Source organism: Vibrio sp. 1557, assembly GCF_033340175.1.
In the GTDB taxonomy this organism is placed as follows: Bacteria; Pseudomonadota; Gammaproteobacteria; order Enterobacterales; family Vibrionaceae; genus Vibrio; species Vibrio alginolyticus.
Genome location: NZ_JAWOVZ010000001.1, coordinates 1 through 14893, shown reverse-complemented (window position 1 = coordinate 14893; position 14893 = coordinate 1). Strand labels below are relative to the sequence as shown.

Genomic DNA, 14893 nt, shown 5'->3' with positions numbered 1-14893 from the left:
AAAAAATACCCGAGACTGAGCTCGGGTATTTAATAAAAATGTTCGCTATGAGTTCTGCGTCGATTCTACTTTGCGTAGCTGTGATAGATACTTAACCCAACTCTTTGCCTGATTCGATGGCTTAATCTCATTCGCTCTTTTGGCATTAGCGAGCGCATCGTCAAACCGCTTAAGTTTGTAGTAAGCGCGAGTTTTGATAAGTGCAACATCCGCTTTACGACCTCTGACCTTATCGAGCGCGGCAATGGCATCTTTATAATGGCCTTCTTGCACCAACAGTTGAGAATAGTTCCAGTAATACTGCCTATCTAGCTGAGCTGCAATACGCCAGCTATCAATAGACTCTTCCCACTCTTTTGCCATTTGCCAATACGTTGCTTGCTGAGCTTTTAGCTTACTATTCGAGTTTACATCCTCTAGCTCGTTCATCACCAACGCAGCTCTCTCAGGAATACCTCGTTTCGCGTACAATTGTGCCAGCAGCTTTAAGTCATCTTGGCTAAGTTGTAACCCTTTCAGTTTTGCCAACGCCAAAGAGTCTAGGGCACGTTTGTTGTCATCAACCCGTAGGTATAGAGCAACAAGCTGACGCCACCATTCAATTCGCTCAGGTTCAATCACGATTAAGCGTTTGATGGTCGAGATTGCCGGCTTCCACTTTTTCAGTTCTAGCTCAGCAGAAAGCTTTATCGACAATGCGCCAAGCTTGTCTGGCTGACCAAATTTCTCATAACGAGCCATTGCTGAAAGCACTTTTTGCCACTGACTCAGTTGATAATGAGATTGGGAAATACGCAGCCATAGCTCATGCGCTTTTTGACCTTTAGGAATGTTTTTGCTCAAGGCATAGTAATGAGGTAAAGCCTTAGAAAAACGTTGCTCGTTCAGCAGTATATCAGCCAACATTTTTCGGGTTTGCCATGCTTGCTCATCTTGTAGCAAACCACTATTGACTGCCAACTCAAGTTGCTTAATCGCCGCTTGAGTTTGCTCGTTCTGCCAGTAAAAAATACCCAACATTCGAGCGACATAAGCTTGGTCATATCCACGAGAAAGCTCCATAGCTTCAAGAGATGAAATCGCTTCTTTCAGTTTCTCTTCTTGAGCCAAATTATGTGCTCGTTGAACTCTCGCTGCGGTGTATTGGCTTAACTCACTGGCAATGGTTGAGAGTGCACTCAGGCTTAATACCGTACCGATTAAGAATTTTTTCATCATTTGGCTAACTTGAACTCCACTTTAGCGGTTTGTCCGAACTGCTCAATTGACACACCATCCTCAACTTTTGGCTGATACTTCCATTTTTTAAGCGCACGGATTGCTTCCCTTTCAAACATGCGCTCGGGCTCAGCCTCGATCACTTCAATATCTTTTGGTCGTCCAGTTGCATCGATCGTGAAACGCATAATGACATAACCTTCCACTCTACGTTTCAGCGCCTTACTTGGATAGCGAGGATCAACACGATACAACGGCAGTGCTTGCTGGTTGCCCATTGTTCCCTTCAAGTTTGGTGCACTAATCGCGATGCCTTCAAGGGCAGTGTTTAAACCTAAAGCACTGACTGGCGTCATCTGACTCATTGGTTCCATTTGAGTGTCAGCTTGAGACAGATCCATTGGCTCCGGCGCTTGAGGTGGTTCTGGTTGCTCCGGCACTGAACGTTGACGACGCTGCACGTCTGCTTCATTCTCTACCATCACCATATCAAAACGAACGGCTTCTGAAGCTTCTGGTGCACGCTGGTTGCCTTTATCAACCATCCACGCCATAAAGCTAAACAAGCTCACAGAAATTAACAGTGATGCTGGTAGTGCAAGTAACAGCCTGCCCATTAAGGTTTCTCCGCCGCCAATGCAATGTTCTTCACACCTGCTGCCTTTGCAGCGTCCATCACTTTCACGACAGTGCCATTGTAAGCATGCTCGTCAGCTTGGATAACTAACGAAGCATCAGGCTGATCAAGTAAAAGGTGCTCAATAGAGGCCTCAACACGCTCAATATCAACCACTCGTTTGTCAATGTACACATCATTCGCTGCCGTTACTGCGATAAAAATGCCCGCGTCTTTTTGACTTACTACATTAGAAGCCTGAGGGCGATTCACTTCTACACCGGATTCACGTACAAACGAACTGGTCACAATGAAGAAGATCAACATGATGAAGACGATATCAAGCATCGAGGTTAAATCGACTTGAGCTTCATCTTGTTGGTTAGGTCTGCGTCCGAGTCTCACTTTTGACTCCTTAAAGATTGTTCTAACTGGATAGCTTTTCGTTCACACACTTTGCTAAGGCGAGCATGAATAAACATGCCCGCAAGCGCTGCTACCATACCTGCCATGGTTGGCAGCGTAGCAAGTGAGATACCAGAAGCCATCAATTTCGGATTGCTGCTGCCTTGCGATGCCATTACGTCAAACACCGTAATCATGCCTGTCACCGTCCCTAACAACCCTAGCATTGGGCAAACCGCCACAAGTAGCTTAATAGTCGATAGGTTTTGGCGCAGTTCGATTTGCGCTTTTGCAATCCATCCTTCACGGATTTGATGCGCGTACCAAGAGTGGTGCTCTGATCTTGCTTGCCACTGCTCACAAAGCTGTTTTTTTACCCCAGGGAAAACCGTTGTGAGATAAATAACTCGCTCCATAACCAACAGCCAGCACACCGCCACGACGGCGGCCAGCCACCATAGGATTTGACCACCTTGCTGCATAAAGCTCATCAAGGTTGTGGCCCAATCCTCACTGATCAAACCCAATGTGCTGAGTAGGATCTGCTCCATTACGCTGCGTTCTCCGCTAAGGTGTTAGAGTGACTTTTGTTACTCGGCATATCACGCTCAGCTTGTTCTGCAACTAAACCGATGCCTTGTTTTTCTAAGATACTGCGAATATTTTCTGCTTGAGAGCTCAATACGTTGTGCGCTAATAGCAAAGGCATGGCTGAAACAAGGCCAAGTACGGTAGTCACAAGTGCCATTGAAATACCACCCGCCATTACTTTCGGATCACCATTACCAAATTGAGTGATGACTTGGAAGGTTTCGATCATACCCGTTACCGTGCCTAGTAGGCCAAGCATAGGAGCTAGAGCAGCAAGAAGCTTAAGCATCGACAACCCTTTTTCTAGGTGGGTTTGCTCATCAACAACAGCTTCCAAAAGACGTAGTTCTAACGCTTCTACGCTGCGATGCTTGTCTTTCTGGTATACCGCAAGCACGCGACCCAAAGGGTTGTCTCCTGGCTGCACTGGGGTTTTCAGTTGCTTCATGATTTTCTGGCGCGAAATCATCAGTGATGCACCACGTACGAGCGCAATCAATAGGCCGATAGCCAATAAACCAAGGATGATTTTACCGACAACGCCACCCGCATTTAGGCGATCAGCCAAAGTCGGTGAGTTTGCAAGCTGTTCAAGAAGAATGCCACGTGACGGATCAATGACAAGTGCATCAATGTCACCAGAGGAAATAGTATTCGCTGTTGGACCGTTCTCAGGCTGACGAAGATAGTTTACCGCGTCTCCGCGTTGACCATTCCACTTAACGTAGCCAGTCTCATCCAGCAGCGCCATAGAACCAAGACGAACACCATTAACCGTTTGTTCACGACCTTCGCCATTTAGCAGTGTGAAAGAGACGTTTGCCATTTCACCGCTTGCTTTGATTTGTTCTTCCATGCTGCGCCACATCGCCTGAAGTTGGGTCAACGTTGGCAGTGATTTAGCCGCAACAATAGCATCGATATCTTTCTGATATGAGTTTGCATCAACACCGGTTACTGAGCTTTTTAGCTCAGACTCTAGCTCTTTTGCGTTCTGGCGAACGACGCCAAATAACTCACCTAGGCTCCCGGTTTCTAGACGCAACTTTTCTTCTAGCTGTGCCAGTTCTGCTTCATTTTCACCGAAGGTAACACTTAATGAGTCCGCTTCTGCTTGAAGAGCAGCCCGCTCTGCCACCAATTTATTCTTTATAGCCTGTAGCTCTTGCTCTGTTTGCTTAAAACCTGATTCACGCGCGACATTGTGCGATTGCTGTTGACGATTTTCTTGCTGCGCCTTTTGTAACAACGCATCACTAGCAAAAGTTGTATGAGGCATTAATGCGGCTGTCGAGATTAATGCAACCGATAACCATTTTTTCATCATTTATTTGCCCTCCGCAGCGGTTAACGACACTGGCAGAGTTAACATACTCGGCGCGATCTGTTTATTCGCCATAGCGAACGCTTTGTCTAGCTCTGATTTTTGCTCAGAACCCACTTGTTGCCATGCTTGTTGTTGCTGTGACCAGCTCCAAAATGTGTCACCAGATAAGCTACGCGCTACCAAAGACAAACGCCCTAAATAGAGAATGTCCGCCTCCACAGCTTCATTGTCACCCAGGTTAATCTTGCCTTGGTAAACGCCAAGCTTGGTGCCATAATCCATTTCAATTTGGTACGCTTCTAAAATACGACGAAACTTCTCTGCATCTGCAACGTCTGCACGCGTCATCATGGAATCCAGCTTTGCAATTCGCTCCTCACGCTGCGTTTTGCGTATAGGCTTGTCGTTAGCGACGAGCACTTTTAAGCCCTCAAGCATGTGATACATCAAAGGCACGACACCTTGACGAGTTTGAGCAATCTGCTCAATTTGCTCGTTCAAGCTATCAACTTCTTGATTTTGGCTCTCAACAAGGCTTGCAAGATGATCGCGATAAATCTTCAAGTTACCGACTTCCTCTTGCAGCTGCTCAATTTCAGCTTCTAGAGTAAGTGATTTTTCTGCGCTTGCATCAATACGTTTTTGGCTTACCGCCGACGACTGGTTTGTTTTACTCTGCACAGCTTGTGCATCGTTTAAGTTCGCCGCGTGAGCGGGAATCAAAACCGATGATATCAACAGAGCGATACTTGATTTCATTAGATTCATACGAGTTATATTTCTGTGTTCCAAAAACGACCAAAGGGGAAGACTACCCTTCCCCTCTAATAATCAAATTGTTATCAGTACTTGAACTGGATTGTTGCCATGTAGTTGCGGCTTTCTCCAACCACAACCCCACTCGCACCTTTTTGCTCGCTATTCGTGCTACCACCACCTGCGAAGTAGTCGGTATCGAATAAATTCTCGACATTGAATCGAGCAATGATATCCAAGTTTTCATCGTACTTATGTTTGTATGACACGCCCATATCAACGCGAGCGTAGCCATCTTTCTTGAAGGTGTTCTTTGCATCACCGTAGCGATCACCTTCATAAATCAAACCAAGGTTTAAGTTAGTGTTGTCTTGAACCTTGTAGCTAGACCATAGACTTGCCGAGAACTCTGGCACGTCTACAGGGCGGTTACCCTCGAATTTTTTATCCGCTTTCGTCAACTCTGCATCCAAATACATTGCAGAAGCCGTTAGCGACAACTCTGGGGTCACAAAACCTTGAGCCATTAACTCAGCACCTTTGTGAACTTGCTCACCACCTTGCGTTTTCTTGTGTAGGAGATTGCCGCCCGCGTCTTTGCCGCTTTCAACATCCAGCGAGATGTTCTCTAACGTGATATCAAACACTGCACCAGATACAAATAAGCGCTGATCAAACAGTTCCCACTTAGTTCCGATCTCGTAAGAGATACCACGCTCTGCGTCTAGCTTCTCACCATCATTGATATACTTTTTGCCACGACCACTGCTGACTTCACCTTGCGGCATAAAGCTTTCAGAGTACTGAACGTAAACCGAGCCATTCGTCGCTGGGTGGAAAATTACACCAAATTTTGGAGAAACCTGGTTTTCGGTCAGGTCATCATCACGCTTTTCGTCATAACGAACACCTGCAAGCACTTGCCAGTAATCATTAATCGTCATCATATTTTGCGCGTAGATACCCCAAGTATCGTGCTCGCTTGTGGACTGTTTAACTTTCCCTGAGTAGCCAGGACGAGGCACTGTCTGACCGGCTTCTATACTTATAGGGTTGTAATACTTTTGGAAACGGTCATAGGTATACTCTAGATAGTTCGCACCTACCAAAAACGTGTTATCTGTACCAAACAGAGAAAAGTCCGTCGTCACATCTATATATGCAGTATCAAACACCCAATTATCTTTGCGTTCGTTACCAGAATGGTCGATCTTAGTATCTTGGTCATAAGTTTCGAAACCTGGGTAAGACTCCACATCAAAACGCTTAAAGTCTTGACGGTTGTAACCTGCTTTTACGTTCACGTTATCCGTGACTTGCGCATTAATATCGACACCGTAGTTTTCTACTTCGTTATCAATTTCAGACCACTGCGCATCCCAAATGTACTTATCACCGCGAACCGCTTTGCCATCAACAATGTATGCGCCAGAGTCCACGCTACCATCGTCTTTCGTGCGATCGTAATGAGCCGATACCATAAAGTTGTCGGTGATGTCGTACTCAACCACTAGGCCCGCTACCGTACGATCTGTTTCTGGCTCTGTACCATCGCCGTATCTGCGCCAAGAGCCGTAGCTTTCTTTGGCAAAAATTGCGCGCGCACGCAGTGTCTCTGCATCATTTAGTGCGCCACTCACATCAAGCACAGTGCGTGAGTGATCATTCGAACCTAGATCTTGACTCAAACTTGCTTGTGTTTGAGTTGTTGGTTTTTTCGAAACCATGTTTACCAAGCCACCCGGCTCAGATTTGCCGTATAGCAGACCTGATGGACCTTTAAGCACTTCAACACGCTCTAAAAGCTCAATTGGCTGACGGTAATGTGACCAGTGTTGACGACCATCACGAAGAAAACCGTCTGAACTGCTAAGTTCAAAACCACGTAGAGAGAAACGTTCGCGGTTACGGCTTGTACCACCCGCGCTAACACTTGCATCGTTACGTAGCACTTCACCAAGTGTACTTGCACGCTGCTCATCAATTACCGTTTCATCGATAACCGCTACTTGTCCCGGCGTTTCCAGCTGCGTCATTTCCATGCGCATTGCTGTACTGTTTGTATCTGCCTTGTAGCCGAACTCTCGACCTTCTACAACTACATGTTCGTCTGTTTGAACTTCCGCCACTGCAGGTGTTGCTAACACTGCACCGATCACTAACGCCAAATGGCTCTTAGTAAACATATCCTTTCACTCCGATTATTATTTTTCGGGTCACATACTTGTTGAATGCGATTCCCTCTTAATTATTTCGCGGGTGAATATAAGTGATAAGTATTACCATTTGCATTAAATTTACATTCTTTGCATTTGCAAACTTTTGTAAAGTACTCTCTGATGATGCGCCATGATAATGTGACATTAATCACAAAAATTACAACTTAATCATACTTATTGCTTGAACACTAAAGTAACCCTCAGACCACCTTGCTCACGGTTTTTCGCCGTGACTGCTCCACCCATAATACGCATGGATTCTTTGACAATCGCAAGACCTAAACCGTAGCCACCAAGCTTTTTATCTCTAGAAGCATCTAAGCGTGTAAACGGATCAAAAATATCGACCAGCTTGTTCTCTGGAATACCAGGCCCATCATCAGATACTGACATGGTGGTGAACTGCTGCCCTTCTTTGACATAATTTTCCAGAGAAACTTCTATCTGAGATGCTGGTCCTGAATATTTAATGGCATTACCAATAAGATTGTTCAAACAACGAATGACCAGCGTTTCTTCACAAATGGCTTTAGCACATACAGCTTCTGAGCGGAAAGACAACGTCTGTTCTGACTTCAAATCTATTTTGCAACGTTCTACTTGCGGGGAGAGCAAAACTTCTAAATCACAGCGTTTCGTGGCTTTGTCGAAGCGCGCATTTTCCAAGCGACTGAACTCCAATATATCGCTGATCAAATGGTTTAGCTCTTTTGCTTCATCTTCTAGCCTTGCCACTAGGCTTTGCTCACTTTCTCCAACACGCTTTCGCAAAAGATGCAGAACCAAGTTCTGCCTCGCTAACGGCGTTCTCAATTCGTGAGAGACATCTCTTATAAGCAGTCGCTGCTTTTCAGCGAGAGAATGAATCTGTTGCGTCATGTGATCGAAATCTTGCGCTAACTCGTTAAACTCACGCGTGCTCGACTTCAGCTCTTTCACGACACTGACATTAAAATCGCCATTAGATAGCTTTTTGCTTGCTTCTCTCAATCGATCCAATGGTTGCTGTAAGTTACGTGCCATTAGCAGCGAAAAGAGCGCCAAAATAACCACTGCAATCACGACTTTGAGAATAGAGAAATACAGAATGAAGTCATTTGCAGGGTGCAGTCGATGTGGCAATTGAATCACTAAAGTATTGCCATGAACTAAAGGAATATTGATGATGGGGCGATTCACTTTCCCCTCAAGTTGATCATCAATGCTTCTCTTAAATTGAAGTTTGAACTCGAAGTGCGGATGCATCAGACGGTGCGTAACTGGTTGCTGATGTTCATTCAACACAAATAAATAAAAGTTTTGCGCATTTGCCCAGTCAGCAAGTTCGTCCATGTCTCCGTGCTCAATCAATACATTGGCTTGATGTGCAAGGTCTAGCATTTCTTCTCGCACACTATCGGGCACTTTCAACATGGCTTTCACCAGAGCTTGTTCCGCTAAGGATTGCACGACCAAAATACTAATGACAATTGCGGTCATGCAACTAAATAACTTGAACGCTAAGCTATCTTTACGTTTTGCAATAAAAGGTGGACATCGGAGCTTCATTAACGGTTTACAGCCTCTAAATAACTGTAACCTTTGCCACGGAAGGTTTTGATATGTTGCTTGGAAAGCCCCGCTTCAACTAACTTGCGACGTATGTTACTGATGTGCATATCAAGGTTGCGATCAAAAGGACTCAGCTCTTTCTTTAACACTTCAGTTTGAAGCTCTGCTTTTGAAATCACGACTCCTTGGTTTTTTACCAAGTAGCTCAATAGTTCAGCTTCCGTACTTGTGAGGGGTAAGCTATTAAGCTGGTCGCTGATCGTTTGAACGGTACTACACATCGTCTGACGTTGACGTTCCAAGCCAACACGACGAAGAATCGCTTTGATGCGCATTAGAAGCTCAGCGACATTAAAGGGCTTTCCGATATACTGATCGGCCCCCGCTTGGTAACCATCAAGCATCGAGTTTTCATCGTTGAGAGCGGTAAGCATTAGAATAGGTGTCGCGAAGCGCTGACAGATCCTACGAGCAACTTGCATGCCGTTAAGGTTTGGTAACATGACATCAAGCAATACAAGATCTACAGGCGTTTTTTCCATATATTGCAGCGCACTTTCACCGCAATGCACAGAAGATACGATGTAGCCCTCCTCTTGCAAAACCGCTTCTAACAGCTCACACAAAGGAACGTCATCATCGACTATCAAAACTCGTGACATTACCACTCACCATTCAAATAAAAATGGTTCGCATTTTATTACTCATTTACCAATTAAACAACTACACACTCTAAGGCTTTAAGTCCACAGGACTCAGTCCAAGAAGCAGCAACGTACTATTAGAGTTTAATGTTCACTTGTACTAAAGGTTCCTAACAATATGCACCTAGATATATCTTCATAGAAAAAACGAGTACAATCTGGCAACCGCAAAGCAAAAGATAAAGCGAATGGAAACGTTATTAATTGGTCACCGTGGCGTGGCAGGTTCATACCCTGAGAATACAAAAATAAGCATTCAGGCAGCCATTGACCTGGGGTTGAAGTGGGTGGAAGTGGATATACAGCCTACCAAAGATAATGTTTTAGTGGTTTGCCATGATCATACCGTCAATCGATGCAGCAATGGACAAGGGCGTGTTGATGAGCTCACCCTGGAAGACTTAAAAGCATTAGATTTCGGTAGTTGGTTTAGCACAGACTTTTCAGGCGAGAAGATCGTGACACTAGATGAACTGCTCACTTTAGCTACTGAGAATAAGCTTAACTTGAATATCGAAGTTAAAGTAGACAACCATCCAGCGGAAGAAGTGGCGCAGACTCTCGCCAATGCGTTAACAAAAAGTCCAATGCCGCAAGAGAATGTACTCCTATCGAGCTTTAGTCATGACGTCATTAGAGCGATGCACAAATACTGCAGTGGCTACCGATTGGGTGTGTTAAGTGAATTCTTTACGAGAAAAGATAAACGCCTTTTGGAAGAAGTTAGTGCCTATAGCTGCAACCTAAATATTAACTGGGTTCGTACTCGCCAGATAAACAAACTCCAACAAGCCGGTTACAAAGTGATGTGCTATACGGTGAACAATCCAAATAAACTGAAATACCTACCTCAATTAGACGGTATTTTTAGTGATCATCCACAGCGCTTTATGCCATAGCCTATAAGAGCCAGAACATTAAAGGGGACCTTTTATTACCACTCAATCTGAATTGGTGTCCCCATCTCGACAAGCTGGATAAATTCGTCCATCTCCTCGTTGGTAATCGCAATACACCCATTAGTCCAATCAAAACTTTGGATGTAAATCGGCAACTGACTCTCACCGTTTTTTAAGCCATGAATTTTGATGTTCCCTCCAGGGGACACACCTCGGCGCTTCGCTTCCAACGTATCAATCGCATCAGGGTAACTGATATGCACAGAACGATAAAAAGCAGAGTCCTCTATAACATAATCTAGAGTGTATTCGCCCTCTGGTGTGCGATTGTCTCCCTCTTCTTGTTTATGTCCTTGAGGGTTCGCTCCTAAAGCAATTCGGTATTCTTTTAGCACTGCTCCTTGTTCCATCAAATACATTCGACGCTTAGACTTGTCGACTTTAACGAGGTCAACAGCTGCGTGAGTGCCAGAAGCAAACACACAACACAAGAACATAGAGCACCATTTTACTGACATTGTCGTAACGCCTAAGCTAATAAAGTGAACAAGAAAAGAGCGATAATGCTAGTCAGTTAATGCTCGTAAAGCAAACAGTATCTAATGCGGAACCATAAGATAGACTCGCTGAAAGGCGTACTTCTTATCGTTATTTGATACAACAAAAGTCAAAGAGAAGATTTCTCTATTCATTGCGGCTAAGTTGCATTACTTTATAAGCATATTTATTTATAAAGTCCGCACTTTTTGAGAGGGAACCATGATTAACATTGCTTTTTTTAGTGCAAAATCCTACGACGAAGCCTCTTTTAATAAAATTAAAAATAACCGCGATTTTGAATTTCACTATCACGACTTCCGACTAACCGAAAAAACAGCCAAGATGGCGCACGGCAGTGATGTCGTATGTGCGTTTGTTAATGATGATCTTTCAGCTCCTGTCCTTAAACAGCTTTCTCTGGGCGGGACCAAGCTTATTGCTATGCGCTGCGCGGGATATGATAAAGTTGATCAACAAGCAGCCAAAGAACTAGGCTTACAAGTGGTTCGAGTTCCTGCTTACTCACCAGAAGCAGTGGCAGAGCACACGGTTGGTTTAATGATGTGCCTAAACCGCCGTCTTCACAAGGCCTACCAACGCACACGTGACGCCAACTTCTCGCTAGAGGGTCTTGTTGGCTTTAACTTTTTCGGAAAAACCGTTGGTGTTATTGGTACGGGTAAGATTGGTATCGCGACGATGCGTATCTTCAAAGGGCTTGGCATGGAACTGCTTTGCTACGACCCCTACGAAAACCCATTAGCGCTAGAAATGGGAGCCCGTTACTGTTCGCTTGAAGAAATCTACGCTAATGCGGATATTATCTCTCTCCATTGTCCAATGAGTGAAGAAAACTATCACTTATTGAACGAAAAAGCCTTCGCGCAAATGAAAGATGGTGTAATGATCATTAACACCAGTCGAGGCGAGTTGCTAGATTCACTAGCGGCGATAGAAGCGTTGAAACAAGGTAAGATTGGTGCGCTTGGCCTAGACGTGTATGACAATGAAAAAGACTTATTCTTCCAAGATAAATCTAACGATGTCATTGTCGATGATGTTTTCCGCCGTTTATCGGCTTGTCATAACGTGCTGTTTACTGGCCACCAAGCATTCTTGACTCACGAAGCACTTAATAACATTGCCTCTGTGACGCTTGATAACGTCGAAGCCTTTTTCTCTGGTAACGTATCGGGCAATGAACTGATTAACTAAAGCCAGACAATCGAGAAGTATAGTAGAGCGTGTGATCTCAGCTATGCTATACTCCTCGACTATTTAAAATTTGAGCCAAATTACCATGAGCATAAAAACTGATATTCAAAAGCTGCACAACCGTTTAGATACATGCCAACGTAAACTTGATGCGGCACGTTCTCGTGGTGATCACGAAATGATTACAAAGTTCACGGATGAAGTAGAACAGCTTACCAAAAAGCTTAACCAGTTAAAGCACAAGCAAAACTATGAGCTGAACAAAGAACGTAAAAGCTTACTTGATATGCCTTTCTCTCGTGAAATCACCAAAGCAGAACAAGCGGACATCGGCAAACTGAAAAAACGCGTACGCGGCTTAGTAATCGTTCACCCATTAACAAAAGTTGGTAAAGAACTTCGCCTTGATGTGATGACAGGCTTTGCGCCAAAAGAGTTTTAAAACTCGCATTAACATTTATGGAGCCCAAGCATTTGCTTGGGCTTTTTATTTTGTACTGCTTCATTAGATTTCATCGAAATATCAATCCATAAGCTATTAAAAAGGCCAGCGACAAAAGCCACTGACCTATTTCGACCAATATCGTCCGCATTATATCTCAACGTTACGACAGTTGCTGCAACTTGTGCTCCACAACGGGATCATTCGGAACCAACTGCTGAGCGACTTCCAAAAGTTGTACTGCATCTTGCGGGTTGTCATACTCATGCTTAAGTGCAATATCAACAAGTGGCTGAATATCGATTTGTGCTTGATGCTCCTTCACATGTTCTTTCTTTTCTTCAATTAGTACATTATGAGCGGTACTCAGTAAGTTTAAACGATGCTGTGAGCTCGCATTCGCCTTGTTAAGGCACTGATAGTAATCTTCTTTTAAGCGCAGCGTTTTGGTCTGATGACGAAACTGCGCTATATCTATCTTCTGATAACGTATAAAGTCTACGGCCACTTGCTTATAAAAACCGAATTTATTCAAATACGTCGCGTGGGTACCATGTCCCATCCCGAAGACTCTTAAGTGAGTGAGCTCTGGGTAGCGTTTGGCGTGAAGGCGGTCGATTTCATTAGTTGGATCATAAATGATGTAGCCTTTTGCATCGCCAAGGTCAAGGTCGTGATACTTTCCTTCCCAATCAAATTGTTGGGCTAATTCAGTACTTGGCCTATCATCCCATGGCACCAAAACTTTGTTTTTTGTGCTGACCGGGTGAAACATCAATACTTGATCCAACTTTAATAGATTGGAAAAGGCACCAATAGCAAAACCACCGCGGCTAAGTCCATAGCCTAAACGACATTCAAAGGGCTCAAGTAAAGTCGACAGTTGCTCTAGAAAGAAAATTAAATTACGGCTACGAAACCAGTTACTTTTCCCAAGATGCTGAAATGAAATAATATTTACTTTTTGTTTCTGGGCTAAGCGATAGCCCCAAGGCGCAAAGTCTGAGTGTAAGTCCTGTACTTGTAGATTCGTACCAGCAGGGGAAAAGGTGAACAACAACGGTTTATTGCGGTCGACAAACTCATACTTAACAAATACATCATCAAGTAAGTCCTCCCCGGACATCGGTGGCCTGGTTTGCTGTTCTTCACGAGAAAGAGCCAGCCATTCATCCAACCAGTACAGTAACTTCATTAATCCTCCATCTAAATTGCGCCTAGCAATTGTGTTAAAAATCTAGTTTTAGTGTGTGATCATCTCCCCCTGGTTACAGGGGACTCTGATATCAGTCCTCTTTTAAAACAAAGCGTGAATTTGCTTATTAAATTGGTCAATATCTAAGGTTTGATGGCGAACAAACTCCTGCGCCACCAGATTAAAAAATTCTAATTTATCTAATTGTGTGGATTGAGTGCCGTGTCCCATACCGACGACTTTTAAATGGGTAAGCTCTGGATAACGTTTAGCATGGAGACGATCAATGCGATTGGATGGGTCATAAATAATATAACCTTTGGCATTGCCCAAATCTCGATCATGGTAGCCGCTTTCCCAAGCAAACTGCTGAGCAAGCTCAGTACTCGGCCGATCATCCCAAGGCACTAACGCTTTATTTTTAGTGCTAACAGGATAAAACAACAAAAGATGTTCTAGTTTCAGCAAGTTAGCGAACGCGCCAATTGCAAAGCCACCTCGACTTTGCCCATAACCCAAACGACATTTGAAGGGATGAAGCAACTCAGATAGCTGCTCCAGAAAGAAAATCAAATTCCGACTACGGAACCAATTACTTTGTCCTAAATGTTGAAAGGCAATAATGTTTACTTGTTGTTGTATTCCGAGCTCGTAGCCCCAAGGAGAAAAATCCGGAGTTAAATCTTGTACCTGCACATCAGTACCGGAAGGAGAAAATGTAAACAACAATGGCTTGTTAAGATCAACGAGTTCATACTTCACAAACACATCATCAAGTAAATCGTAGCCAGAGATAGGTAAAGCCATCTCTTGTTCTTGTTGAGTAAGAGCTTGCCATTCATCTAACCAGTAAAGTAGCTTCATTTTTTCTCCAAGTACATTTGCAGTATTTAGACTGGGACTCTATCAAAATGCGTTTAAGCATCCCACGTTGAGACTTAACAAAGCTCTATTTGAAGCCCAAATGAGACGTATGGAAATGTCTTCGATTGAAGGTATTACTGCGTAAACTAAACCCAATGTAGGTACGCAAAAACTTGGAGAAAGAGCTAGAGAAAAACCAATTAGAAGTTTCGATAACAGCGGTTAAAAAACAGCAGATACAAAAAAACCGCTGTAAGAACAGCGGTTTTTTTAAAAGTGGCGGAGAGATAGGGATTTGAACCCTAGATACGCTATTAACGTATGCCGGTTTTCAAGACCGGTGCTTTCAAC

General features: G+C 44.0%; 15 protein-coding genes. 3 read left to right on the top strand and 12 right to left on the bottom strand.

All coding sequences use genetic code 11. The features are described from left to right. Positions 1-45: 45 nt before the first annotated feature. The 9 genes from R7070_RS00075 to R7070_RS00035 form a co-directional block, all read right to left on the bottom strand. A complete protein-coding gene (locus R7070_RS00075; RefSeq protein WP_017635539.1) occupies positions 46-1218 on the bottom strand; it encodes a tetratricopeptide repeat protein in 1173 nt (390 codons plus the stop codon). Then, complete coding sequence (locus R7070_RS00070) at positions 1215-1835, bottom strand: energy transducer TonB (protein ID WP_005374256.1); 621 nt, start codon at positions 1833-1835, stop codon at positions 1215-1217. Before R7070_RS00070 ends, R7070_RS00075 begins: the two co-directional genes overlap by 4 nt. Continuing rightward, complete coding sequence (locus R7070_RS00065) at positions 1835-2239, bottom strand: ExbD/TolR family protein (protein WP_005374257.1); 405 nt, start codon at positions 2237-2239, stop codon at positions 1835-1837. The genes R7070_RS00070 and R7070_RS00065 overlap by 1 nt, the downstream gene beginning before the upstream one ends. Beyond that, entirely contained in the window at positions 2236-2790 is a 555-nt protein-coding gene (locus tag R7070_RS00060) for a MotA/TolQ/ExbB proton channel family protein (protein WP_017635540.1), read from the bottom strand. Before R7070_RS00060 ends, R7070_RS00065 begins: the two co-directional genes overlap by 4 nt. Continuing rightward, complete coding sequence (locus R7070_RS00055) at positions 2790-4157, bottom strand: MotA/TolQ/ExbB proton channel family protein (protein ID WP_256900347.1); 1368 nt, start codon at positions 4155-4157, stop codon at positions 2790-2792. The genes R7070_RS00060 and R7070_RS00055 overlap by 1 nt, the downstream gene beginning before the upstream one ends. Then, on the bottom strand, positions 4158-4925 hold the full coding sequence (locus R7070_RS00050; RefSeq protein ID WP_053304675.1) for a DUF3450 domain-containing protein: 768 nt from the start codon (positions 4923-4925) through the stop codon (positions 4158-4160). A gap of 74 nt (positions 4926-4999) precedes the next feature. After that, the gene (locus tag R7070_RS00045; protein ID WP_053304676.1) at positions 5000-7099 is read right to left on the bottom strand and encodes a TonB-dependent siderophore receptor; all 2100 of its coding nucleotides are present in this window, start codon (positions 7097-7099) and stop codon (positions 5000-5002) included. Between the two features lie 207 nt (positions 7100-7306). Further along, positions 7307-8680, bottom strand: a complete 1374-nt coding sequence (locus R7070_RS00040) for a sensor histidine kinase (protein ID WP_017819704.1) — start codon at positions 8678-8680, stop codon at positions 7307-7309. Further along, complete coding sequence (locus R7070_RS00035) at positions 8680-9345, bottom strand: response regulator transcription factor (protein ID WP_005386018.1); 666 nt, start codon at positions 9343-9345, stop codon at positions 8680-8682. The genes R7070_RS00040 and R7070_RS00035 overlap by 1 nt, the downstream gene beginning before the upstream one ends. 230 nt (positions 9346-9575) lie before the next feature. On the opposite strand from R7070_RS00035, the gene R7070_RS00030 reads away from it, so the two are divergent. Further along, positions 9576-10286, top strand: a complete 711-nt coding sequence (locus R7070_RS00030) for a glycerophosphodiester phosphodiesterase family protein (RefSeq protein ID WP_017819703.1) — start codon at positions 9576-9578, stop codon at positions 10284-10286. A gap of 35 nt (positions 10287-10321) precedes the next feature. Here the strand turns inward: R7070_RS00030 and R7070_RS00025 are convergent, their stop codons facing one another. Continuing rightward, complete coding sequence (locus R7070_RS00025; RefSeq protein ID WP_017819702.1) at positions 10322-10804, bottom strand: murein L,D-transpeptidase family protein; 483 nt, start codon at positions 10802-10804, stop codon at positions 10322-10324. 241 nt (positions 10805-11045) lie between these two features. Between R7070_RS00025 and R7070_RS00020 the strand changes: the two genes are divergently transcribed. Both R7070_RS00020 and R7070_RS00015 read left to right on the top strand, forming a co-directional pair. After that, positions 11046-12041, top strand: coding sequence for a 2-hydroxyacid dehydrogenase (locus tag R7070_RS00020; RefSeq protein ID WP_054579202.1), 996 nt, complete (start codon positions 11046-11048; stop codon positions 12039-12041). A gap of 85 nt (positions 12042-12126) precedes the next feature. Beyond that, positions 12127-12483 carry a YibL family ribosome-associated protein gene (locus R7070_RS00015; RefSeq protein WP_005374274.1) on the top strand — a complete coding sequence of 119 codons (357 nt, stop codon included), beginning with the start codon at positions 12127-12129 and terminating at the stop codon, positions 12481-12483. 163 nt (positions 12484-12646) lie between these two features. Here the strand turns inward: R7070_RS00015 and R7070_RS00010 are convergent, their stop codons facing one another. After that, the gene (locus tag R7070_RS00010) at positions 12647-13678 is read right to left on the bottom strand and encodes a cytosolic protein (protein ID WP_205391285.1); all 1032 of its coding nucleotides are present in this window, start codon (positions 13676-13678) and stop codon (positions 12647-12649) included. A gap of 102 nt (positions 13679-13780) precedes the next feature. Then, positions 13781-14542 (bottom strand): hypothetical protein, encoded by a 762-nt coding sequence (locus R7070_RS00005; RefSeq protein WP_064354473.1) that lies wholly within the window; start codon positions 14540-14542, stop codon positions 13781-13783. Positions 14543-14893: the final 351 nt, after the last annotated feature.